At 73.6% G+C, this 22,474-nt stretch carries 23 protein-coding genes and 1 pseudogene; 13 read left to right on the top strand and 11 right to left on the bottom strand.

The annotated features are described in order from the left end of the window. Entirely contained in the window at positions 1–759 is a 759-nt protein-coding gene (locus J5Y04_RS25145; RefSeq protein WP_209414423.1) for a hypothetical protein, read from the bottom strand. Positions 760–1,240: 481 nt separating this feature from the next. Here J5Y04_RS25145 and J5Y04_RS25140 point away from each other — a divergent pair, with 481 nt between their 5' ends. Then, entirely contained in the window at positions 1,241–1,588 is a 348-nt protein-coding gene (locus tag J5Y04_RS25140) for a hypothetical protein (protein ID WP_209414421.1), read from the top strand. A gap of 355 nt (positions 1,589–1,943) precedes the next feature. Here the strand turns inward: J5Y04_RS25140 and J5Y04_RS25135 are convergent, their stop codons facing one another. The 5 genes from J5Y04_RS25135 to J5Y04_RS25115 form a co-directional block, all read right to left on the bottom strand. Beyond that, a complete protein-coding gene (locus J5Y04_RS25135) occupies positions 1,944–2,435 on the bottom strand; it encodes a DUF6461 domain-containing protein (RefSeq protein ID WP_307853278.1) in 492 nt (163 codons plus the stop codon). Next, entirely contained in the window at positions 2,338–3,669 is a 1,332-nt protein-coding gene (locus tag J5Y04_RS25130; protein WP_209414417.1) for a hypothetical protein, read from the bottom strand. The genes J5Y04_RS25135 and J5Y04_RS25130 overlap by 98 nt, the downstream gene beginning before the upstream one ends. Before the next feature lie 179 nt (positions 3,670–3,848). Continuing rightward, on the bottom strand, positions 3,849–4,499 hold the full coding sequence (locus J5Y04_RS25125) for a formylglycine-generating enzyme family protein (protein ID WP_374106102.1): 651 nt from the start codon (positions 4,497–4,499) through the stop codon (positions 3,849–3,851). A gap of 136 nt (positions 4,500–4,635) precedes the next feature. Further along, positions 4,636–5,538, bottom strand: coding sequence for an ABC transporter permease (locus J5Y04_RS25120; protein WP_209414415.1), 903 nt, complete (start codon positions 5,536–5,538; stop codon positions 4,636–4,638). Next, positions 5,535–6,455: an ABC transporter ATP-binding protein gene (locus J5Y04_RS25115; RefSeq protein WP_209414413.1), complete on the bottom strand. Its 921-nt coding sequence runs from the start codon at positions 6,453–6,455 to the stop codon at positions 5,535–5,537. Before J5Y04_RS25115 ends, J5Y04_RS25120 begins: the two co-directional genes overlap by 4 nt. 251 nt (positions 6,456–6,706) lie before the next feature. On the opposite strand from J5Y04_RS25115, the gene J5Y04_RS25110 reads away from it, so the two are divergent. The 5 genes from J5Y04_RS25110 to J5Y04_RS25090 all read left to right on the top strand — a co-directional run bounded on the left by J5Y04_RS25110 (position 6,707) and on the right by J5Y04_RS25090 (position 11,920). Continuing rightward, on the top strand, positions 6,707–7,990 hold the full coding sequence (locus tag J5Y04_RS25110; RefSeq protein ID WP_307853277.1) for a sensor histidine kinase: 1,284 nt from the start codon (positions 6,707–6,709) through the stop codon (positions 7,988–7,990). Further along, on the top strand, positions 7,987–8,652 hold the full coding sequence (locus J5Y04_RS25105; RefSeq protein ID WP_209414411.1) for a response regulator transcription factor: 666 nt from the start codon (positions 7,987–7,989) through the stop codon (positions 8,650–8,652). The genes J5Y04_RS25110 and J5Y04_RS25105 overlap by 4 nt, the downstream gene beginning before the upstream one ends. Before the next feature lie 71 nt (positions 8,653–8,723). Continuing rightward, positions 8,724–9,236, top strand: coding sequence for a DUF2199 domain-containing protein (locus J5Y04_RS25100; RefSeq protein WP_209414410.1), 513 nt, complete (start codon positions 8,724–8,726; stop codon positions 9,234–9,236). Positions 9,237–9,446: 210 nt separating this feature from the next. Continuing rightward, complete coding sequence (locus tag J5Y04_RS25095; protein WP_209414408.1) at positions 9,447–10,610, top strand: SUKH-4 family immunity protein; 1,164 nt, start codon at positions 9,447–9,449, stop codon at positions 10,608–10,610. Between the two features lie 386 nt (positions 10,611–10,996). Then, complete coding sequence (locus tag J5Y04_RS25090) at positions 10,997–11,920, top strand: oxygenase MpaB family protein (RefSeq protein ID WP_209414406.1); 924 nt, start codon at positions 10,997–10,999, stop codon at positions 11,918–11,920. 292 nt (positions 11,921–12,212) lie between these two features. Here the strand turns inward: J5Y04_RS25090 and J5Y04_RS25085 are convergent, their stop codons facing one another. Genes J5Y04_RS25085 through J5Y04_RS25075 form a run of 3 tightly spaced genes read right to left on the bottom strand, consistent with a single transcriptional unit; the run spans position 12,213 to position 13,902 of the window. Continuing rightward, positions 12,213–12,626 carry an SgcJ/EcaC family oxidoreductase gene (locus J5Y04_RS25085; RefSeq protein ID WP_307853276.1) on the bottom strand — a complete coding sequence of 138 codons (414 nt, stop codon included), beginning with the start codon at positions 12,624–12,626 and terminating at the stop codon, positions 12,213–12,215. A 44-nt stretch (positions 12,627–12,670) separates the two neighbouring features. Continuing rightward, on the bottom strand, positions 12,671–12,862 hold the full coding sequence (locus J5Y04_RS25080; RefSeq protein ID WP_209414398.1) for a hypothetical protein: 192 nt from the start codon (positions 12,860–12,862) through the stop codon (positions 12,671–12,673). Beyond that, positions 12,835–13,902, bottom strand: coding sequence for a DMT family transporter (locus tag J5Y04_RS25075; RefSeq protein WP_209414396.1), 1,068 nt, complete (start codon positions 13,900–13,902; stop codon positions 12,835–12,837). Before J5Y04_RS25075 ends, J5Y04_RS25080 begins: the two co-directional genes overlap by 28 nt. Positions 13,903–14,027: 125 nt before the next feature. On the opposite strand from J5Y04_RS25075, the gene J5Y04_RS25070 reads away from it, so the two are divergent. The 3 genes from J5Y04_RS25070 to J5Y04_RS42125 all read left to right on the top strand — a co-directional run bounded on the left by J5Y04_RS25070 (position 14,028) and on the right by J5Y04_RS42125 (position 17,735). Then, a complete protein-coding gene (locus tag J5Y04_RS25070) occupies positions 14,028–14,921 on the top strand; it encodes a LysR family transcriptional regulator (protein WP_209414394.1) in 894 nt (297 codons plus the stop codon). A 427-nt stretch (positions 14,922–15,348) separates the two neighbouring features. Further along, entirely contained in the window at positions 15,349–16,131 is a 783-nt protein-coding gene (locus tag J5Y04_RS25065) for a response regulator transcription factor (RefSeq protein WP_307853275.1), read from the top strand. Beyond that, positions 16,128–17,735, top strand: coding sequence for a HAMP domain-containing sensor histidine kinase (locus J5Y04_RS42125; protein ID WP_307853274.1), 1,608 nt, complete (start codon positions 16,128–16,130; stop codon positions 17,733–17,735). The genes J5Y04_RS25065 and J5Y04_RS42125 overlap by 4 nt, the downstream gene beginning before the upstream one ends. 289 nt (positions 17,736–18,024) lie before the next feature. Here the strand turns inward: J5Y04_RS42125 and J5Y04_RS25050 are convergent, their stop codons facing one another. After that, positions 18,025–18,585, bottom strand: coding sequence for a TetR/AcrR family transcriptional regulator (locus tag J5Y04_RS25050; protein ID WP_209414392.1), 561 nt, complete (start codon positions 18,583–18,585; stop codon positions 18,025–18,027). Positions 18,586–18,670: 85 nt separating this feature from the next. On the opposite strand from J5Y04_RS25050, the gene J5Y04_RS25045 reads away from it, so the two are divergent. Next, positions 18,671–19,519: a patatin-like phospholipase family protein gene (locus J5Y04_RS25045; RefSeq protein ID WP_209414390.1), complete on the top strand. Its 849-nt coding sequence runs from the start codon at positions 18,671–18,673 to the stop codon at positions 19,517–19,519. 118 nt (positions 19,520–19,637) lie between these two features. On the opposite strand, the gene J5Y04_RS25040 is transcribed toward J5Y04_RS25045, so the two are convergent. Beyond that, positions 19,638–20,150 (bottom strand): SgcJ/EcaC family oxidoreductase, encoded by a 513-nt coding sequence (locus J5Y04_RS25040; RefSeq protein WP_209414388.1) that lies wholly within the window; start codon positions 20,148–20,150, stop codon positions 19,638–19,640. Positions 20,151–20,435: 285 nt separating this feature from the next. On the opposite strand from J5Y04_RS25040, the pseudogene J5Y04_RS44000 reads away from it, so the two are divergent. The 3 genes and pseudogenes from J5Y04_RS44000 to J5Y04_RS25030 all read left to right on the top strand — a co-directional run. Then, positions 20,436–20,576, top strand: a pseudogene (locus J5Y04_RS44000) (hypothetical protein); the annotation flags it as partial. 190 nt (positions 20,577–20,766) lie between these two features. Beyond that, positions 20,767–21,429 (top strand): DUF2332 domain-containing protein, encoded by a 663-nt coding sequence (locus J5Y04_RS25035; RefSeq protein WP_374106101.1) that lies wholly within the window; start codon positions 20,767–20,769, stop codon positions 21,427–21,429. Between the two features lie 188 nt (positions 21,430–21,617). Continuing rightward, on the top strand, positions 21,618–22,379 hold the full coding sequence (locus J5Y04_RS25030) for a MerR family transcriptional regulator (protein WP_209414385.1): 762 nt from the start codon (positions 21,618–21,620) through the stop codon (positions 22,377–22,379). Positions 22,380–22,474 lie beyond the last annotated feature (95 nt).

The following is a 22,474-nucleotide window of genomic DNA, read 5'->3' as shown; positions in this document are numbered from 1 at the left end:
TCACACCACCGCCATACGTTCGAGAGCCGCCCCGGCCCCCGACGTCACGTCCTCCCCCGTCCCGATCACCTCGGCGGCCTCCGCCACCGCCCGCACCTCGCCGTGCTCGTCCGGCAGCCAGAGCCGGGCGGTACGCCCGCGCACCGCCGGACCACGGCCCTCGGCCGCCACCTCCACCTGCCGCCCGGTGAGCTGCCCGTGCCCGTCCCCCAGCCCGAACCACCGCCCGGACCGCACACCCAGCCGCAGCCCCGCACCGGGCCACGGCCCGGCCACCAGCAGCACGCACCCGCTGCGCCGCAGCACGGCCGCCAGCCGGGCGGCCGGCTTCGGTGCCACCGGCCCGTCCGGGCGCAGCATGATCAGCTCGACCGCCCCGGCCAGCACCGAGACCACCTCGGCCCAGTGCGGCCCGGGGTCGTCCGCCACCAGCAGCCGCCGCAGGTCCAGCCCGTACCCGGCGGCCGCGGCCAGCCCCAGGTCCGGCAGCCCCACCGCCGCCGCCCACCCGCCGTCCGACTCCCCCACTCCGGCCGCCAGCGCCAGCAGCAGCCCGAGGTCCCCGCCCCCGACCGACACCACCGTCCCCCGCCGCAGCCCGCCCTCCGGCAGCACCTCTCCCAACGCCGGCAGCACCGGCAGCAGCCCCCGCCGCCCGGCCCCCTCCCCGGCGACGCCCACGAGCGCAGCCGCAGGCACCACCGGGCGGAGCGGCTGCCGCTCGGCGGTGGATTCGAAAACAGGTTCGAAAACGGGCACACCCCCAGGATCGAACATTCGTTCGCAAAGATTCAAGTCCGATTCGCCCACCCGGCCGGTCACGCTCCGTGCTGCCGCATGGTGTCGAAGGTCGATCGATCCCATCGAGGGCCGACGACCGGCCGGATCGTCTCGTCGAAGCTTGACCTCCCCTGTTGGCAGGGGCACGGCAAGGCGCAGAGCGGCCCCTTCCATGCATCCCACCCCCGTGCAGCCGGCAGATCCCCACCCGGCCTCATCCGTACTGTCGGATTCCCGCCTACGCCGCGCCGGCGCGGCAGGCTTTGTCCCGGGGGGGCAATCTCGCTTCGTCCTGAGCATTGCCGTGCGGGGCGCGGACCGGGCCGCTGCAGGTCGTGATTCTCTGCGGAAATCGGCTATGACAGACCGTCAGCACATGTCAGGAGTGACGACCTACTGACGGTCCGTCATGGGATGATCCAGGCGCTTCGGCAGCAAGCCGACCAGTGAGGAGACAGCCATGTCCGAGACCACGCCCAACTCGAAGGGCCCCGCCAAGACCCAGATGTCACCCGAGCAGATGGCACGCCTCGGGCTGACTCCCACCCCCGAGGCAACGGCGCCCCTGCAACCGACGCCTGTCCCGGCGTCCGAGGTCAAGCCCGAGGAGGTCGGCACGTTGACACTGGAGTACAAGGACGGACAGCCCGTGCTGACCGTCCGCGGCGGGAGGTTCATCCCCAACGGGATCCCCGTGCTGGACGCGTCCGGGACGCAGCTCGCCAGCTACAGCGACTTGAGCGTCCTTGACCAGCACCTGGGCATCATGGACATCACCTACGCATCCGCGTGGCAACTGGGCAAGTAAGCCCGGCGCCCTGACGACTCTCGCCACTCTCGCAGGTGATTGCCACCTGAAGGGTGGTCCCGTTCGGGGATCCCGCCCCGGGCGGAATCCCCGAACGGTGTCGCTCTCGCACGAGTACGCGGACCGGCCCCCGGGTTCGTTCGGATGTGTGCGACCTGGCGGCGCCCTGCCTGCTGCCCAAGTCGGGGGCGGAGGCGAACTCACCAGCAGTCAGACTTCGGTGAGATCACTCATCCTTCACCGAGACAGGACATCCGTGCTGCCGCATCTGACCGAGGTCCGACCGGTCGCGCCGAGGTTGTTCGGTTGTTCGGTGAGCGAGGTGACGGCAGGGATGCGTTCCCCAGGCCGAGGATCACCGGATCACGAACGCTGGAAGCCGCCGCCCTTCCACGTCGTGGGGCAGAGCGAGGCCGAACCGGGACTCGAACATCGCCAGTGCGGCACGGCCCTCGTCCTCGACGCGCTCCTCGTCCGGGCGGGCGGACTCGCCATCCGGGAGGAGCACACCAGCCCGCACCAGATCGGCCAGCAGGAAGTCCGGCTGCCGACCCCACCGCCAGACCTCTTCACCGAGGCCGAAGGAACAGATGTCCTCCCCGTCCCTGGCGTAGGCGAACTGCTTCGGCGGATGGTCGGGTTGAGGATCCAGATGGACGACTTCCACCCCGCCCCGCGAGATGTCCGCCAACCGCTCCGCCGCTGTGGAAACGCCGGCGGCTTCACCACGGGCCGCAGGACGCGGCCGGTCACGCGGTCGCGCAGTCCAGGACCCGGCCGTCGGCCGTGCCGACGAGCAGGCGGCCGGGGCCGGTGACGGTGAGCGCCGTCGGGACGGCGGGGACACCGGCGACGGTCAGCCGGTGGCGCCAGCGCAGCGTGCCGTCGTGGAGGTCGAGGGCCAGGAGCTCGCCGTTGCGGTAGGCGAGGTAGGCGGTGTCCGGCCCGGTGTCCGGCCCGGTGTCCGGCCCGGTGTCCGGCCCGGTGTCGAGGTCGGTGGCGACGTGGTCGGTCCGGAAGACCCAGCGGGGCGCGCCGTCGGTGGCCGCGCGGCGGACGACGAAGGACCCGCCGGGCTGCAGCCCGCGGCCGTCGTAGACGGTGCCGGCGTGCACCAGGTCGCCGTCGTCGGTTTCCACGCCCGGGCCGGGGAAGTGCGTCTCCCCGGGCTCCCAGGAGAACGGGAACAGGGGCTGGACGCCCTTCCCCTCGGGGGACCGCACCGAGAGCCAGCGCGGCTTCGGCTTCCGGCCGGCCCCGGGGGCCCGGTTGACGTAGTCCCGGCTGCCGTAACGGATCCGCAGGCGCTCGTGCCGGTCGACGTAGACCGTGGTCCGGTGCTGGATCAGCAGGCCGTCGGCGAGGGCGGTGCACACGGGCGGCTCCGGGCCGTCCTCCTCCTCCCGGTCGAGGGTGGCCAGGACCGCGCCGTCCAGCAGCTCCTCGACGGCGAGGACGTGCCGCCGGGGCTCCCAGTCCGGGCCCAGCGCGGAGAGCACCCGGCGGGCCGCGTCCTCGCCGTCGGTGCGCGGGGCGGGCATCCGGGGGCCGGCCAGGTCGGCGCCGGTGAGGGAACGGGGTGCGACGGCGCGCCAGTCGGGCCGCCGCACGACGGCTGCGTGGCCCTCGACGTGCGCCTTCCGGTCCTTCCAGTCGTCGGGCGGTGCCATCAGCACGCGCAGGGCCTGCCCGTCGAGCCAGGTCAGTCCGAGGACCTGGCGGCCGAGGTCGTGCTCGATGAGGGAGGTGGTGGCGCCCGTTTCCCAGTCGAGCAGGAACAGCTCGCCCTCGAAGAAGTAGCCGCCGTCGTACTCCCCGGTGCCGACGGCGAGCAGGGGCTCCGTGGGGTGGAAGGCCAGCGCGTGGACCGGGAAGCGCGTCCGGAGCACGGCCCGGCAGCCGAGGTCCCCCGTGCCGTACACCCCCGCCGTCGCCGCCCCGGCGAACCCGGGCTCGCCCGCGACGGCGAGCAGGCCGCGCCCCTCGTCGGCCACGGCGAGGACGGGCTGACCGACCTCGGCGAACGGGCGGTCGCCGAGGACGTGGAGGACGCGGAACGGGGAGGTCAGGCCTGAGGTCATGCCGGAGATCCTCCCAGCCGGCGGCGTCGGCCCCTGCGCGGGCCCGGCCGGGGCACGGCCCGGCTCCGACCGGCAGTACCCCGGTCACCGCCCTCACCGCGCCGAACCGGCTGAACCGTCCTGCGCCGTCCTGAGGCCGCATTGAACCGCGCCGAACCGCGCCGAACCGCCCTGTGGCCTCAGGAGGTGAGGGAACGGGCGATGCGGAAGCCGACGTCGTCGACGCGGTAGGTGGGGTGGCTGCGGCGGCGGGCGGAGGCGCGGCAGCTCCAGTGCTCGTCGAACCAGCCGCCGCCGCGCAGGACCCGGTAGCTGCCGTAGACCTCGGCGTCGTAGACGTCCCAGCACCAGTTCCAGACATTGCCGAGCATGTCGTGGAATCCCCAGGGGTTGGGCTGCTTGCCGCCCACCTCGTGGATCCGCTCGTCCGAGTTGCCGCGGTACCAGGCGATCTCGTCCAGCGGGCCGTAGTGCGGCCCGGTGGTGCCGGCGCGGCAGGCGTGCTCCCACTCGGCCTCGGTGGGCAGCCGGTACCCGTCGGCGTCCTGGTCCCACGTGACGGTCTCGGCCTCGGGGTCGGGGTGGTAGGCGGGGGTGAGGCCGTCGCGGTGGGAGAGGGTGTTGCAGAAGCGGACCGCGTCCCACCAGGAGACGCTCTCGACGGGCAGGCGGTCCCCCTCGACGGTGCCCGGCCGGTCGCCGGTCACCTCCGCGTACAACGCCTGGGTGACCGGGAACGCCGCGAGCCGGTAGGGCGCGAGATCCACCGGCCAACTGCGCTGGGTCCGCCGGTCGGACAGTGTCACCCGGCCCGACGGAACAGTGATCATCAGGTTTTCCGCATTGGCGTCCATGGGCTGTCGATCCTAGGGCAACCCGCGGCTTTGATCACACGTCAGCACTTCTCACGGCGCCTCGGGCGTCACGGCGTCTCGGCCGTCACGGCACCTCAGACGTCACGGCACCTCAGACGTCACGGCGCCGCACGACGACCAGCGAGAGGACGACGGCGGCCAGCGGCCAGACCGCCAGCACGGCCCAGGAGCCGGAGACGGTGGGGTAGTCGAAGCCGCTGCCGGGCGGCGGCGACCAGTGCTGGACCAGACGCTTCCAGGCGGAGGACACCATCAGGTGGTTGACGTCGGCGGACCAGCGCACCGAGGTCGAGAAGAACACCGGCAGCATCAGCAGCACGAAGCCGGTGGTGACCGTGGCCGCCGCGCCGTGCCGGACCAGGACGCCGAAGCACAGTCCGACCAGCGCGCAGACCGGGGCCACCAGCGCGGACACCACCACGGCGCGCAGGACACCGGGGTGACTGATCGGCACGCCCGCCTGATGCCCGTTCAGGATCGCCTGGGAGACGGTGAACGAGCCGATCGAGGTCACCGTGCCGGCCACAGTCCAGACCGCGGTGACGACCGCCGCCTTCGCCAGCACCACCTCGCGGCGCGCGGGCACCGCCACCATGGTGGTGCGGATCAGCCCGCTGCCGTACTCGTTGACGACGCTGAACGTGCCGAGGCTGCCGGCGACGAGCATCAACGTCAGGTAGCCGGGCACCGGATAGGCGTCGAACACCAGGAAGCCCTCGTTGGGGCGGGCCGCCATCTCGACCCCCGCGAGGTTGGCGGACTCCGCCAGCGCCGCCGCCGCGGAGGAGCCGACGACGAAGAGGACGGTGAAGGCGAGGATCCACGGGGTGGAGCGCAGCGAGCGCAGCTTGATCCACTCGGCGGCGAACACGTCACCGAAGCGCGCGGGCGGCTCGGCCGTCCGGCCGGCGGCGGCGGAGGAGGAGAAGGAAGGGGAGGAGGGGAACGAGGAGGCCGGGGAGACGCCGGCGGGCTCGGGGGCGAGTGCGGTCATCGGGTCCGTCCTGCCTGGTAGTCGACGCGGTCTGCGGTCAGTTCCATGAACGCCTCCTCCAACGAGGCGCTGCGGGTGGTGAGTTCGGTGAGCACGATGCGGTGTTCGGCGGCGAGTGCGCCGATCCGGTCGGCCGCCGCCCCGGTCACGACGAGCCGCTCGGCCCCGGCCGAGCCCTCCGGTTCGACCGAGGCGCCGGCCGCGGTCAGCAGCACGGTCAGTTCGGCGGCCTGCGGGGTGCCGACCACGACTTCGAGCCGGGTGCCGCGGGCCGCGAAGGCCCGGACCGGCTCGGCGGCGACCAGCCGGCCCTGCCCGATGACGACGAGCTGGTCGGCGGTCTGCTCCATCTCCGCCATCAGGTGGCTGGAGAGGAACACCGTCCGGCCCTCCGCGACCAGCCGGCGGAACAGCCGGCGGACCCAGAGCACGCCCTCCGGGTCCATGCCGTTGACGGGCTCGTCGAACAGCAGCACCGGCGGGTCCCCGAGCAGGGCGGTGGCAATGCCGAGCCGCTGCTTCATGCCGAGTGAGAACCCGCCGATCCGGCGACGCGCCGCCTCGGCCAGGCCCACCTCCGCCAGCACCTCGGCCACCCGGCTCCGCGCGATGCCGTTGCTGCGGGCCAGCGCCGCCAGATGGGCTTCGGCGGTCCGCCCGCCGTGGACGTGCCCCGCGTCCAGCAGGGCCCCGACGTGCCGCAGTCCGCGCCGGTGGCTGCGGAACGGGACGCCGCCGACGGTGGCCGTGCCGGCGGTGGGCGCGTCCAGGCCGAGGATCAGTCGCAGGGTGGTGGTCTTGCCGGCGCCGTTGGGCCCGAGGAACCCGGTGACCTGACCGGGCCGGACGGTGAACGACAGGTCGTCCACGGCGGTCCTGCCGCCGTACGTCTTGGTGAGTTCGTTGACTTCGATCACGGCACCGACTCTTCCGGCCGGACCCCGCACCGGGCATCAGGCCGGGGACGACAGTTGCACGGGCCGCTTCGCCCGGGGGCGTACGCCCTGGGGCCAATGTCCGGCGGGCGGCGGACGGCTAGTCTCGCGGCATGACGAGCGGGGCGGGCGGAGCAGGCGGAGCAAGTGGAACGACCAGGCCGAACGGGGCGAGCGAAGCGGGCGGAGGGACCGATGCAGGTGCGGCCACCGGGGCCGGCACGCCCTCCGAGGTGGCACGGGGCCACCGGCTCGCCGCCTGGGCCGGCGGGGCGTGCTATCCCGTCGTGGTGCTGCTGCTGATGACCGGCGCACCGAGGGCCAACGGCGACCTGCACGCCCTCGGGGGGCTGCTCGCCGGGAGCCTGCTCCTCGGTCTGCTGCGCCGCCGTCCGCTGACGGCCCTGGCACTGACCCTGTTCGGCGCGCTGAGCGTGGTGGTGCTGAGCCCGGGCCAGAGCGCGATGACGTTCCTGCCGTTCCTGACGGTGGACCTCGTGCTGGGCCTGGTGGTCGCCACCCGGTCGCGGCGCACCTCGATCGCCGCCGTCGCGGTGGCGCTCCTGCTGCAGTTCCTCGCCGTCGGCCTGTTCACCCGCCCCGACAACATGGTGGGCGTCGCCCTGGTCGCCCTCCTGGCGCTGGTCACCTGCTGCGTGGTCGGCCTGCTGCTCCGCGAGCGCCGCGAGCACGCGGTGGCCCTGCGCTCGCAGGAGATCGCCGAGGCGGTGACCGCGGAACGGCTGCGGATCGCCCGCGAGTTGCACGACATGGTCGCGCACAGCATCGGGATCATCGCCATCCAGGCCGGGGTGGGCAGCCGGGTCATCGAGACGCAGCCGGCCGAGGCGCGCGAGGCGCTGCGGGCGATCGAGTCCACCAGCCGGGAGACCCTGGCGGGCCTGCGGCGGACACTGGTGGCGCTCCGTCAGGCCGATGCGGACACCGGCACGGGGTCGGGATCGGGGGCCGGGTCGGGGTCGGCTCCGCTCGCTCCGACGCCGGGGCTCGCGGACGTCGAGCGGCTGGTGGCGGCGACCGCGGACGCAGGGGTCCGGGTCGAGGTGCAGTGGGCCGGCGAGCGGCGCCGGCTGCCGGCCGACATCGACCTGTCCGCCTACCGTATCGTGCAGGAGGCGGTGACCAACGTGGTCCGCCATGCGGGCACCGGGAGCTGCCGGGTGGCCATCGACTACGGGGTGGAGGAGCTGTCGGTGGAGGTGCTCGACGACGGGCGCGGGACGCCGAGTCCGGCGGGGTCCGGTTTCGGCATCACCGGCATGCGCGAGCGCGTCAGCCTGCTGCACGGCCGGTTCAGCGCCGGGCCGCGCCCGGAGGGCGGGTTCCGGGTGGCGGCGCGGCTGCCACTCCCCCGGACGGTGTCGCGGGCGGTGCCGCAGCCGGCTCCGCAGGCGGGTTCGCGACCGGTCCCCCCGGCGGTGTCGCAGCCGGAACCCCGGGCGGGTTCGCGGCCGGCTCCGCTGGCGCCCGGGACCGGGCGGGCGGGCGTCCGATGAGCATCCGCGTCGTCCTGGTCGACGACCAGCCGCTGGTCCGCTCCGGCCTGCGCGTGATCATGGCCGACCACCCCGACCTGGAGGTCGTCGGCGAGGCCGGGTCGGGCGCCGAGGCGGTCCGGCTGGCCCAGGAGGTCCGCCCGGACGTGGTGGTGATGGACATCCGGATGCCCGGCATGGACGGCATCGAGGCCACCCGCCTGATCACCGCCGCCTCCGGCTCCACCCGCGTCCTGGTCCTGACCACCTTCGACGAGGACGAGTACGTCTACGGCGCGCTGCGGGCGGGCGCCAGCGGCTTCGCGGTCAAGGACATGGCGGTGGACGACATCCTGGCGGCGGTCCGCGTGGTCGCCGCCGGGGACGCCCTGATCGCACCGGGCGTCACCCGGCGCCTGATCGCCGACTTCCTCGACCGCCCCGCACCCGGCGGCGCCCCCGCGCCGTCCCGGACGATCGCGGGCATCACCGAACGCGAGCGGGAGGTCCTCACCCTGGTCGGCCGGGGCCGCTCGAACACCGAGATCGCCGACGAGCTGTTCATCTCCGTCGCCACCGCCAAGTCCCATGTGGCACGACTGCTCAGCAAGTTGGACGCGCGCGACCGCGTCCAACTGGTGATCATCGCCTACGAGGCGGGGCTGGCCACCACGACACGGTGACCGGGCCACAGCCACAGCCGAGCATCACCCCAGGTCAGAGCGGTGCATCATCGGTCGTTAAGCTCCCGCCCATGGCTGACGTCCCCGGTTTCACCTGTTCCTGCTGTGGCGAGTACCACGCGGAGCCGCCCACGGGCTTCTCCGCCGCGGCGCCCCACGTCTGGAAGGAGAAGTACGGGAAGCGGCGCGACAGCATGCTGTCCGAGGACCAGTGCGTGGTCAAGGGAAAGCACTTCTTCGTCAAGGGCCTGATCGAGATACCGGTGCTCGGCACCACCGACGTCTTCTCGTGGGGCGTCTGGGTCTCCCTCAGCGAGCCCAACTTCGCCCGCGCGACCGAGCTGTGGACCACCCCCGGCCGGGAGGGCGAGCCACCCTACTTCGGCTGGCTGACCACCGACCTCCTCGTCTACTCCCCCGGCACGCTGAACCTCAAGACCCACGTCCACACCCGTCCGGTCGGCGAGCGCCCCACCATCGAGCTGGAGCCCACCGACCACCCGCTCGCCGTCGAACAGCGCACCGGCATCACCCCGGAGCGGGTCCGCGAGATCGTCGAGGCCGTCCTCCACCCGTCGGCCTGAGCGGCACGGCCCCGCGGGGGCGTGAGCGGCACGGCTCACGGGCCCGGCCCTCCGGCCGGGCCGGCTGTCCGACCGCTCCTGCCAGGATCACTGCCGTGAACCCCCGCACGGCAGCGTTTAGGGTCGGGTTCCGGACGTGATCGATGTGAGTCGGCGTAGGTCGGTGTGAGTCGGCGTAGGTCGATGTGAGTCGGGGTGGGGAGTGACGTGATGCTGGAAGCTGAGCTGCCGGCGGGGCTGACGCATGCGGGGAGCCGGGAGTTCCTGGTGACGGAGGGGCTGCCGGAGCGGGCGGCGCTGCTGGACTTCCGGCGGCTGGCCGCGGGCCCGCCGAAGCTGCTCACCGCCCGGCAGGGTGGTGAGGTCCTGGGCGACGGGCGGCTGTTCGTCCTCGGGGAGACGGACTACTGCGGCAGCCTGGTGGTGCTCGACGGGGTGGGCGGAGAGGTCCGGCTCGTCGAGCAGGAGGGCGGGACGCTCCGCCACGACCTGCTCGCGACCGACCTGCCCGCGCTCGCCGGGCTGATTCGGGAGACCGAGGCCGTGTCCCTGGCCGCCGCGGACCGGGAGGCGGCCGACGGACGGCGGGGTGCGCGGATCGCGTCCGCCGTCGCCGCGACGACCGGGCAGCGGATGCGGGAGATCGATCCACGGCTGTTCGCCGGAGGCGGGGAGCGGCCTCCGGCGCACTGGGGCACCGCGGTGCTGGTCGCCTCGCTGGCCTGGGGCGCCCGCCCGGGCGCCGACACGGACGGCCTCGCCTACGAGTTCGGTCCGGACCTGGTCGAGGACCTCGCAGCGCTGACCGACGACGACGGGCAGGTGCGTCGTTACCGGCCCGAGGAGCTGCCGGCGGGCCTGGTCCACGAGCCGACCAGACGACTGCTCACCCAGGTGGGGCTGCCGCTCGGCGGGGAGATGTTCGGGGTGTCGGAGGACGGGCCGCTGGTCACCGTCGAGCAGGCGCACCCCGCGGCCTACGAGGACGCGGAGACCGGGGTCGACCGCGACTACCAGCGGGGCTTCCTCGCGATCGGCTGGTGGCCGCACGACCTGCTGATCGCGCTCGACGGCGTCACCGGCCGGCTGGAGCTGCCGGACTGGTACGAGGACGGCGAGCCCGCGGCCTACCTCAACCGGGACCTCTCGGCGCTGCTGTACGCGCTCTGGACGTACGAGAGGCTGCGCGCCGAGTGGCAGCGCTGGGAGGACAGGGACGGGCAGGCCGAGTGGGAGGTGTTCGACCCGCACGCGCTGCTGCTCAGCGTGGTCGACGCGCGGGTGATGGCGGTCGACCCCGAGGCGTTCGCGACGCCCGCGCACTCCTGGCGGATGCTCGCCGAGGACCCGTACACGGGTGGGCTGCTGGCCTGAGCCACCGGCCCCGCCCCCGGCTCGCCACCAGGCTCGCCCCCCGGGGAAGGTCGGCTGATGAGCGGACGGGTCGGGCAGGGTGCGTCGCCACCGGCCCCCGGATGCCGAGCGGGAGGTGCTGCCCGGACAGTCTTCGTCCTGCGCCCAGAGCGGGGTGCCGTGGGCGATCACCGCGACGCCGCCGCCCGGGCGGGTGAGCGGGTGCAGGGTGACTTCACCATCCTCTTCCACGGGGGTGGCGGGAGCCACCGACGGCGGCCCGGCAGCGGTGCCCGGCACGGCGCCCGACCTGGGCACCTCCCCTGCCCCGTCGCCCCCGCTCGTCGCCCCCGCCCCGTCGGCCGGAGCGCGTTGACCCGCCCCTGACCGGCCCCTAAGGTCGGCCTGTGCAGCGATACGACTGGCTGAAGAAAATTCAGCGCATGGACCCGGAGACCGAGTTCACCGAGATCTACCGGATCAGCAGCTGGTACGAGTTCCCCTGGGACACCACCCAGTCGCTCAGCTTCGCGCTCTACCGCACCTACGCCGTGCCCAGCATCGGCCGGCTGCTCGCGCAGACCGGCGAGTTCACCCGGCGCGCGCAGAAGCGCTACGACGACACCGTGCTGATCCTGGAGGCCGTCGTCGAGCACGGTTTCGCCTCCGAGCAGGGGCGGGAGGCGATCCGGCGGATGAACCAGATGCACCGCCGGTACGACATCTCCAACGAGGACTTCGTGTACGTCCTCGCCACGTTCGTCGTGGTCCCCAAGCGCTGGCTGGACGACTACGGCTGGCGGCCGTACTCGCCGCACGAGGTCCGGGCCACCACCAACTACTACCGGGAACTGGGCCGCCACATGGGCCTGAGCGGCATCCCGGAGACGTACGAGGAGTTCGAGCGGCTGCTGGACGACTACGAGCGCGTCCACTTCGGCTACGACCAGGGCGGCCGCGACGTCTCGGACGCCACCCTCGGGCTGATGGCCTCCTGGTACCCGGCCCCGGCACGCCCGTCCATGCGCACCTCCTCCCTCTGCCTCCTCGACGACCCGCTGCGCGAGGCCTTCGGCTACCCGGCGCCGCCGGCCGCCCTGCGGCGCGCCGTCCGGACCGGCATGTGGCTGCGCGGCCGCCTGGTCCGTCTCCTCCCGCCCCGCCGCAAGCCGCACCTGGCCCGGGACGGCCGCCAGGTCCGCGGCTACCCCGGCGGCTACCGGGTCAGCGAGCTGGGCACCTTCGAGGACGGGCCCGGGCCCTCCGGCGGCTGCCCGTTCCCGCACGCCGGGGGCCCGGCGGCCGAGAGCCGGCCGGCCGCGGGAAGCTGAACGCCCCGGAGGACCGGAACGGGTCCCGGGCCGAACGCCCTCAGGCCTGCTCCCGCCCGGCGGTGGAGCGCGGCCGGGCGGGAGCGGGCGGGCTCCAACCGCTTCACCGTCGCCGAGCTCCTCGCCCCCTTCGACGCCACCGCCTACCTCACCCGCATGCCCTACCGCCCCCCGTTCGTCGTCCACGACACGCGCAGGCTCACCGACCGGGACCTCACCGGGCACGCCGACCGCTACCGGGCCCTCCTCGCGGCGGGCAGACTCCCCCTCCCCCGCAGCCCGGATGCTCCCGCTACTCCTCGACCACCAGGGTGTTCTGATTGGCCGTCAGCAGCCAGCGGCCGTCCTCCTTGGCCATGACGTAGAGCGGGCTGCCCTCGGCGCCGATCTGCACGCCGTCCGCGCCCAGGTAGCGCTGACGGACCTTCACCGCGGCGACGTCCGGGCGGATGAAGAGGACGTGCACCACCTCGTAGGAGGCGGTGTTGCCGCTGCCCGCGAAGGTGCCGGGGAGCACCTTCCGGGTGAACTCGGCGATCTCCTCGCGGCCGGTGAGGCGCTTGCCGTGGCCGGTGGTCCAGATCGCATCCTCACGGAAGAGCCCGATGAACTCCTCGGTGAGTTCGTTCACCTGGGCGTGCTCGACGGTGGCGACGACCTGCTTGATGGCTTCGATCTCGGCGGTGTTTCCCTGGTTCGTGTTCATGGTGTCCATGATTGATCTTCAAGTGCGCTTGAGGTCAAGGGCTTTCAGCGGGTGGGCGGATCATGGACACCCGGGCCCGCCTCCGGCGCCCCGACCTGCCCGGCGCTCGGGTCGAGCGCCGTGACGGCGATGAGCGGGAGGGCGACGTAGCCGATGCCGGTGCCGAGCCGGGCGAGTGCGGTGGCGGTGAAGAGGGTGCGGAAGTCGCCTATCCGCCAAGGTGTTTCGGGGCCCATGGTCCGTTCGTTCGGTCGCGGGCCGTGGGGGTCGGGGTGGAGGTGGGCGTGAGGGTGGAGGTGCGGGTGCGGGTCGTGGTCGGGGTCGGGGTCGGGGTCGGGGTGGGAGTCGTCACGGCGGCGGGAACGGCAACCGTGGGGACCGGCCCGGGTGGCGGGTTGGCGGGACCGGCAGGTGGTTCGCGGTGCTGCCGGGTCAGGAAGACCCCGGCCAGCACCACGATCATTCCCGCTACGGTCCGCACACTCAACGCCTCGTCGAGGAACAGCGCGCCGAGCGCCGTCGAGACGACCGGCAGCAGGTAGCCGACGGTGGCCGCGCCGGTGGCGCCCTCGACGGCGATCAGCCGGTAGTTGAGGTGGAAGGTGAGCCCCGTGCAGAACACCCCGAGAACGGCCACGGCCAGCAGTGCCCGGACGTTGAGCCCGGACGTCGTACCCTCGGCGGCGGGCAGCGCCAGCGTGCTGAGACCGGCCGCGGCGCTGAGCTGCGCGGCGGAGAGGGCGAGTGGTCCGGTGCCGGTGCCGGTGAGCACGCGCCCCATGTACGTGAAGGCGACGGCATACCCGGCCGCAGCGCCGAGCAGGGCCAGGACGCCCCAGCCGAACGCGCCGCCGTCCCCCGCCGGGTTCTCCTGCCAGGGCGAGAAGATCAGCAGCACGCCCGCGAAGCCGAGCAGCAGGCCCCCCAGGCGCAGCGGGTTCCGGCGGCGCTCGGTGCCGGTGGCGAGGCCGATCAACAGGGACCAGAGCGGGGTCGTCGCGTTGAGCACCCCGGCCAGCCCCGAGCCGACCGCCTGCACGCCCTGCGCGGCCAGGAAGAACGGCAGCGTGTTGCAGAGGAAGGCCGCGACGACGAGGTGGCGCCAGATCACGGCGCCGCGCGGCAGGCGCTGGCCGGCGGAACGGGCGAGGACCAGCAGGACCGCGGCTCCGAGGGCGGAGCGCAGCACGGTGATCTGCACGGGGGACAGCCCGTGGCGCAGCGCGAGCTTGGTCCACAGGAAGCCCGAGCCCCACAGCAGGGCAAGAACGGCCATCCGTACCACGGGACACCTGTCTCTCATCCGGTCCTCGGCCGGTTCCGAGGCGGTGCTACGAACGCTGCCCGCCCGGATGCGACAGGACAAGTGAAATGTTCTGCACTACCTTTAAGCTGGCCTACATGCTCGACGTGCGACGTCTCCAGGTGCTCCGTGCCGTGGTCAGCGGCGGTTCGGTGAGCGCGGCCGCCACCGCCCTCGGCTACACCCCGTCCGCCATCAGCCAGCAGGTCGCGGTGCTGGAGAAGGAGACCGGGACGGCACTGCTCGAACGCGTCGGCCGCGGCGTCCGGCCGACCGCCGCCGGGCGGCTGCTGGCCGAGCACGCCGCCGTCATCGAACGGCAGGTGGCCGAGGCGGGGGCCGCGCTCGCCGACCTGCTGGCCGGGCGAAGCGGCTCGCTGACGGTCCGCTACTTCGCCACCGCGGGCGCCGCCCTGGTCGCCCCCGCGGTCGCCGCATTCCGCGCCGACCACCCGGGCGTCCGCCTCGACCTCGGCATGACCGACCCCGAGGACCCGCTGGACGAAGTCCTCCAGGGCCGGGCCGACCTCGCCGTGGTGGTCCGCCCCAGGGAGCACGACCATCCCGGTCTGCACCTCGTCCACCTGCTCGACGACCCGTACCGCGCGGTCCTCAGGAAGGGACACCCGCTCGCCGCGAAGCGCGTCCTCGACCTGGCCGAACTCGCCGGCGAACCCTGGGTCGGCAGCGAACGCCCCGGCGCCTGCCAGGACACCGTCCTGGACGCCTGCGCCGCCGCCGGCTTCCGCCCCGGCTTCGCGGTGGACAGCGAGGACTACCCGACCGCCCAGGGATTCGTCGCGGCCGGCCTCGGCGTCGCCCTGGTCCCCTTGCTGGGGCTCGCCGCCCGGCGCCACCCCGGCGTGACCGTACGGAGGCTGCGCACCCCCGAGCCGGTCCGCTCCATCCACGCCGCCGTCCGGAAGACCGCCTGGGGCCGGCCGGCACTCACCCGCCTCGTGGCCGCACTCCAGGCGACGGCACGGGCCTGAGGGGCGTTCCGGGGACGGTGGACGACGGGGACGGCGGGGACGGTGGGGACGGCGGGCACGACGGGGGCGGCGGATGACCGGACACTCGCGCGCGTCGTGCAGACCTGTGGGGGCTGCCCGTCCCGGTGGGACGCACGGACCACCACCGGTCCGGTACGGGTCCCTGCGGTACCGACACGGTGAGGGACAGCGTCAGTCCCGGAGCGGTCCAGTCGGCCCCACCCGTTCCGATGGCCCCGCCCGCTCTGCCGCCGGCGGGCACAGGCCGTCGGCCGGCCCTGGCGTTCGGCGGAGAGGTGGCCCGGGCGTGGGGCGGGCGACTTCACAGCTGACGGCCAGTGGGTCTGCCGGCCGGCTTTGCGGCGTGGGGTGGCGGCGTGGGGTGGCGGTGTGAGGAGGGCCGGGACGGGTCAATAGGGTTCGGGTCGTGCGTGTATTGCTGGTGGAGGACGATGAGCCGGTCGCGGAGTCACTGCAGCGCGGGCTGGTGCGGTACGGGTTCGAGGTCGAGTGGGTGACCACCGGGACGGCCGCGCTGGCCGCCGCCGCACCCTACGACCTGGTGCTGCTGGATCTCGGGCTGCCGGACACCGACGGGCTGGACGTCTGCCGGGCACTGCGCCGGCGCGGGGACGTGCCGATCATCGTGATCAGCGCGCGCAGCGACGAGACGGACCGGGTCGTCGGGCTGGAGATCGGCGCGGACGACTACGTCTCCAAGCCGTTCGGGGTGCGCGAGGTGATCGCCCGGATCAGGGCGGTGATGCGGCGGGTGCAGCCGAAGGCCCAGCCGACCGGTCCTGAGCGGTACGGCGCACGGCTCACCGTCGACCGGAAGGCCGCACGGGTGTGGCTGGACGCGGCTGAGGTGGCGCTCACGCCGAAGGAGTACGACCTGCTGGCCTTCCTGACGGAGGAGCCGGGCGCGCTGATGTCGCGCGAGCAGATCATGGAGGCGGTCTGGGACGCCAACTGGTTCGGGCCGACCAAGACGCTGGACGTGCACGTGGCCGCGCTGCGGCGCAAGCTCGCCGGGGCCGTGGCGATCGAGGCGGTGCGCGGCGTCGGCTTCCGGCTGGTGATCGCCGGCTCGGGGGACGGGGGCCCGGGGGACGGGAGCCTGGGGAACGGCGGCCCGGCACATGGGGATCCAGCACTTGGGAGCCCGGCGCTTGGGGGCCCGGCGGCAGACGGTGGGCGCGTTTCGTGATCCGCCGGCTGATCGTCAGCTACGTCCTGCTGGTCGGCGTGGCGCTGGCGGCGTTCACCGTCCCGGTGGCGTTCACGCTCACCGCCCAGTTGCGCGGCGACACCGAGGAGTCGGTGCGCCGCGAGGCGACCACCATGGCGCTGCTGCTCGGCGACGGCGACGAGCCCGCCCGGCAGGCGCTGGCCCGGGTCGCGGGGGCGTACGCGGACGAGACCCCGGGGACGGTGGAGGCGGTGGCCGCCGACGGGACGGCCGTTCCGCCGCTGCCCCTGCCCGCCCACCCCGCGGACCGGGCCTTCACCGACGCGCTGCGGAGCGGGCGGAGCACGGCGGACTGGGGTTCGAGCCTCGTCTGGGGACCGGAGTTGGTGGTCACCGTCCCCGCACACGCCCGGTCGGATGCGGCGGGCGCCGGGGCAGGCGCGGCAACAGGCACGACAGCAAGCGCGGCGACAGGCACAACGGGCGCGGGCGTCAGTGCCGCGGGTGCAGTCGGTGCGCCCGGCACTGCCGTTCCTGCCAGTACTGGTGGTCCTGCCAGTACTGGTGCTGCCGGGAGCACTGCCGGTGCCACCAGTACCACCGGTGCCACCGGCGGGGGGCGGATCGTCGGCGCGGTGCGCATCCGGTACGCGACCGCCGACCTCAGCGACCGGCTCTGGCGGATCTGGGGCTTCCGCGCGATCCTCGCCGTCGGCGTGATCGCGGTGGCCGCCGGGCTCGGCGCGATCGTGGCCCGGCTGCTCACCAAGCCGCTGCGGCAGCTCAACGACATGGCCAGCCGGTTCAGCGACGGGGATCTCACCGCCCGCTCCCCCGTCACCGGCCCACAGGAGACCCGGACGCTGGCCCGGACCCTGAACCAGGGCGCCGAGCGGCTCGACACCCTGGTCGCCTCCCAGCGGATCTTCGTCGCGGACGCCTCGCACCAGCTGCGCACCCCGCTCACCGCGCTGCGACTCTCCCTCGACAACATCGCCGACGGCGTCGACGACGAGTTCGTGCGCGAGGACGTGGACCAGGCCACCGCCGAGGTCGTCCGGATGAGCCGGCTGGTCAGCGGCCTGCTGGTGCTGGCCCGGGCCGAGGCCAAGGTCTCGGCCCCGGAGCCGCTGGCGCTGCGCGAGCTGGTCGAGGAGCGGCTCAGTGTCTGGCGGCCCGCCGCCGACGAGCGCGGCGTGACCATCGCGCTCACCGGGGACCCCGACGAGCGCCTGCACGTCCTGGCCGGCCCCGGCAACCTGGACCAGGTACTGGACAACGTGCTCTCCAACGCCCTGGAGGTCTCCCCCGACGGCGCCACCATCACCGTCCGGCTTGAGGCGGCGGCCGGGGACGAGGTGGTGCTGGAGGTGCTCGACCAGGGCCCGGGCATGTCCGCCGCCGAGCAGTCCCGGGCGTTCGACCGGTTCTGGCGGGGTCAGGGCCTCACCGGGCGCTCGGGTTCGGGGCTCGGGCTCGCCATCCTCAAACAGTTGGTGACCGACGACGGCGGCACGGTGGCCCTGCGGGACGCATCCGGCGGCGGGCTGGCGGTCCGGATCGGCCTGCGGGCGACCGGCCTGCGGACCGACGCCCGCACCGGCCCGCGGCCCCGGGTTTAGCCCGCGGCCCCGGATTTAGAGGGCGCGCGGACAGGCGCGGTGGCGGTCGCCCGGCCGCGGGACAGACGCGGCGCCCGCTCGGCCACATCGCGCGCAGGGGCGGGAAGGCGCGGATCCGGGCACATCGGGGTGGCACGTCGGGGTGGCACGTCGGGGTGGCACGTCGAACGCACCCACGCCTGGCAGAACGCCTCCCACTCTCCCACCCACCCGCCTCGCCCGCCGCTGCGAGCGCCACGCCTCCGTCATCCATGCCCTTGTTTCGACCTCGAATCCTCGCCAGGACCGCTCACCGGTTCAGGAGTTCGGCGAAGCGGTCCAGCGCACGATCGGCGCGGTGGCGGTCGCCGGTGGCCGTGAGATCGAACAGCAGACCCCGGACAACGGCCATGACCAACGTGGGCGTGACGGTGTCGTCAGGACCGGTGGAGACGTCGCGGAAGGTGGCGCCGAGCGTGTCGAACCAGTCCGTGATGGCCTCGCCCTGGTCGGGGTAGTTCTCGGGGTGCACCAGTCCGTCGGCGTGCACCTCGAAGAACAGCCGGACGAACGGCGCACGTTCGTCCGCACTGATCCACGCCCAGATGCCACGCAGCCGCTCCTGTACGGAGCCCGTATTTCGCGGAAGGCGCCCGGCCAGGCGCACAGCACCTCGGCGACGGGCCTCGGCGAGGACCGCCGCGACCAACTCCTGCTTGCTGCCGAAGTCGTAGAGCAGCATCCGTGGGCTGGTGTCGAGGGCTGCGGCCAACGGCCGCAGGCTCAGCCCGGCCAAGCCGTGCGCCAGCACGTAGTCGGTCGCCTGCTCCAGCGTGCGCTCGCGCCGGGTGGGATCAGCGGGTCGCCCCACGGTGGACCCCCTCTCGGCAACTCGGACTTGACCCTGCATCAGCGAGTATATGGTACGACTGTTTCATTAACGAGGGGAGATCGCCGTGCACACCTTCGACCGAGCAGTCGTCCTGGGTCCCGGAGCTCACGCCGGCACCGCCTGGATGGCAGGGCTGGCACACGGATTGCGCCGCGCCGGGGTGGAACTGGGCGAAGCCGACCTGATCGTCGGGACGTCGGCCGGCGCGATCGTCGGAGCACTGCTCGCCACCGGCCAGGACCCGGGGCGGCTCGCGACGTCGGCCCGCCAGCCGGCTCACCGGCTCAAGACCGACCCCGGCCGGAGGGGCGAGGTGTTCGCCGTACTCGGCGACCGCAGCCTGGAACCCGGCGAGGCCAGGCGTCGCGTCGGCCGGCTCGCGCTCGATGGCGCCGATCCCCAGGCCGAGGAGGCGCTGATCGCGGGGCGCGCCGCCTTGATCGGTGCGGACGCGTGGCCCGAGCGGCGGCTGCTGATCCCCGCCGTGGACGCAACCACCGGCGAGCCCGTGGTGTGGGACCGCGACAGCGGCGTGCCGTTGGTGCACGCGGTCGCAGCGAGTAGCGCCTTCCCCGGGGCCGCGCCGCCCGTTGCCATCGACGGCCGGCACTACATGGACGGTGCGCTGCGTGCGGGCCCCAACGCCGATCTCGCCGTTGGAGCCCGCACGCTGGTCGTGATCGAGCCGATGGCCCACCTGTTCCCGCGCGAGCCACTCGACCAGCAGCTGGCGGCCGTAGGGGCAGGCACCGTGGCGACCATCGGGCCCGATCCGGCCTCGGTGCGCGCCTTCGGCTCGGACATGGGCGACCTCGCAGCCTGGGAACCTGCCTACCAGGCGGGTCTTCGCCAGGCGGGCGACGTCGACGCGCAACTCCGCTCCACGTGGAGGGCGGAAGCCGACGCGGGCTGACCACTGGTCCGCTCGTTGATGCGTGGCCACCGACGCTCAGGCGCCGGCGTACAGCGCGGGCGCCGGCGTACAGCGCGGGCGCTGGCGTAGGACCCGGGCGTCGGCGTACGGCGCGGGCTCAGCCCTCGGCCGGGAGGACCGAGGAGTGGTGGTTGACGATCAGCCACTTGCCGCCGCGCTTCTCGTACTCGTAGGTGTAGCGGGCCTCGACAGCCTTGGTCGCACCGGTCGCCGGGTCGGTGAGGTGGAAGCGGTAGAGACCGGCGTCGACGGCCGAGTTGGCGTCCAGGATGTTGATCACCGAACGGATCTTCTCGCCGCGCGGCTTCTTCTGCAGGAAGTGCTCGAAGTAGTCCGCGATCTCCGCGTGGTTGGTGCGGATCTTCGGTGAGGCTGTCGGCAGGAGCACCGCGTCCGGGGCGTAGCGGTCGGCGACCTTCTCCGGGTCGCCGGTCTGCAGGGCCGCGTTCCACTGGTCGAAGAGGCCGGCTATCTCGCGCTCGGTGACCTTGCCGCGCCGGCTCTGCTCGTCGCCGGCCTGGGCCACGCCGACGCCGGCGGTGAAGGTGCCGACGGCGGCGACGGCCGCGGCCGTGGCGATCACGGTGCGGGTGCGGATCTTGGGGTTCATCGGGGCTCCTGCTCCGGGGAGTTGGCTGTGTCGGACGTGGATTCACTCTCGCGGCGAGCGGGTTAGCACCCGTACAGCGGACGGCAAAGGCGCGGACAAGGCTCTGCCAAAATCACGGGGACCACCGGAATCGGGAGCGCCGGAAACGCGAGGGACGTGAGGGACGTGAGGGGCGTGAGGGACGTGAGGGGCGTGAGGGGCGTGAGGGGCGCAGCGTCCGTAGCCGGACAACCGCGCCCGGAGTACGCGAGGCGGCGCCCCGAGGACCGTACGGAGGAGAAGACCATGACGCGGAGCGCGGAAGCACCGGACGTGGGCGAGCTGTACCGGGCGTTTGCGGCGCGTGAGGCCCGCGGGCACTCGCCGAGCTACCGGGAACTCGCCGAACAGGCGGCCGAGGACGTGGCGTTGATGGAGCTGGTCGGCGAACTGCCCGCCGGCAAACGACAGCCCAACCTGCTGCTCGGCACCGTCCGCCTCCTCGGCGGGCCGACCGGCCTGGGCTACCCGGCGTTCCGGGCCTGGACGTCCGCGCACTGGGGCGACGTCCGGGCGGCGATGCTGCGCCGCCCGGACGCAGACCAACGAACCGGGCCGCTGCGCCACCCTGCTGCCGGTGCTGGCCGGTCTGCCGCAGCCGCTCGCCCTGATCGAGGTGGGCGCCTCGGCCGGGCTCTGCCTCTACCCGGACCGGTACCGCTACCGGTACGACGGGCGGCCGGAGTTCGGCGACGCGCAGAGCCCGGTGACACTGGACTGCGCGACGTCCGGGCCGGTGCCCTTCCCGGCGCGGCTGCCCGAGGTGGTCCGGCGGGCCGGGATCGACCTCAACCCGCTCGACGTCCACGACGAGGACGACGTGCGCTGGCTGGAGGCCCTGGTCTGGCCGGAGCAGACCCACCGGCTGGAACGGCTGCGCGGCGCCGTGCAGGTCGCCCGGGCGGAGCCGCCGGCTCTGGTGCGCGGTGATCTCAACGAAGCAGTCCGCGAGCTGGTGGCGCTGGTCCCGGAAGGGGTGACGCCGGTGGTGTTCCACAGTGCCGTGCTCAGCTATCTGCCACCGGAGGCGGTGGAACGGTTCACGGAGACGATGCGGACACTGCCCGGGCACTGGATCTCCAACGAGGCTCCGGCCGTCCTGCCCGCCGTGGGCCGACGGCTCCCGCCCGCGCGGGTGCCGGACGACCGCACGCTGTTCGCACTCGCCCTCGACGAGCAGCCGCTGGCGCTCACCGGGCCGCACGGGCAGTCCCTGGACTGGCTCGGCGACCAGTACTGAGATCAGGCCGGCGCGACTGGTGCGGGCCGGGGACTCGACCGCGGGACTTGAAGTTGCCGCAACGGCAGCTTCTACCGTCCTGTTCAGGGCCGGACGGACCGGCCCGGTGACACACGTGGGAACGGTGATGGCCGGAGGCCGGGGCTCGCCCGGTGGCCGCCGGTCGCCCGCAGTGGGAGGAGGCGGCGGTGGCCTGGTCGATCGCTGAGGTGGCCCGGATGTCCGGTGTGACCGCCAGGACGCTCCGGCACTACGACGAGATCGAGCTGCTGCCACCGGCGTGGATCGGCTCCAACGGTCACCGCTACTACGAGGAGCGTGAATTGCTGAGGCTGCAGCAGGTCCTCGTTCTGCGGGCGCTCGGGGTGAGTCTGTCCGAGGTCGGCCGGATCCTGGCCTCGCAGGTGGACGAACTGGAGGCCCTGCGGGGCCACCACCGTCAGCTGCTCGCCGAGCGCGACCGGCTCACCGCCCTGGCCGCCACCGTGTCCCGCACGATCACCGAACTGGAACAGTCCAGGAAGGACGGTAGGCCCATGACCGGCATCAACCGACCGGAGAACCTCTTCGAGGGCATCCAGCCCGCCCAGTACGAGGACAGCCTGCGCGACTACCCCGAGCTGGCCGAGTCGATCGGGCGGGCGACCGCGACGATGACCGACGCCGAGATCGAGGCCGGGCAGCGCGAGCGCACCGCGCTGATGATCAGGCTGGCCGAGCTGATGGCCGCCGGCACCCCCGCCGACGCCGACGCCGTACAGGCCGAGGTCGACGGGCAGTACCGGGCGGTCGCCGCGCTCCGCCCGCTCTCCGCCGAGGAGTACCGCGCGATCGGCCGCTCGTGCGTGGAGAACGAGCAGTGGCGCGCCGCGTACGAGGCCATCGCCCCGGGCCTCGCCGCCTACCAGCGGGACGCCATCGAGGCGTACGCCACCACCCGGCTGACCTGAGGCGGGCTGCGCGAGGCGGGCGGCTCGCCCGGCTCGCGCCAGCTCGGGCCGGGCCAGCTCGGGCCGGGCGAGCCGTCGCCCTGGAAGGACGGGTT

It is taken from the genome of Kitasatospora sp. RG8 (assembly GCF_017813315.1).
In the GTDB taxonomy this organism is placed as follows: Bacteria; Actinomycetota; Actinomycetes; order Streptomycetales; family Streptomycetaceae; genus Kitasatospora.
Note: the sequence above shows the minus strand (reverse complement) of the source record. Positions and strands in the feature narration are given on the sequence as shown.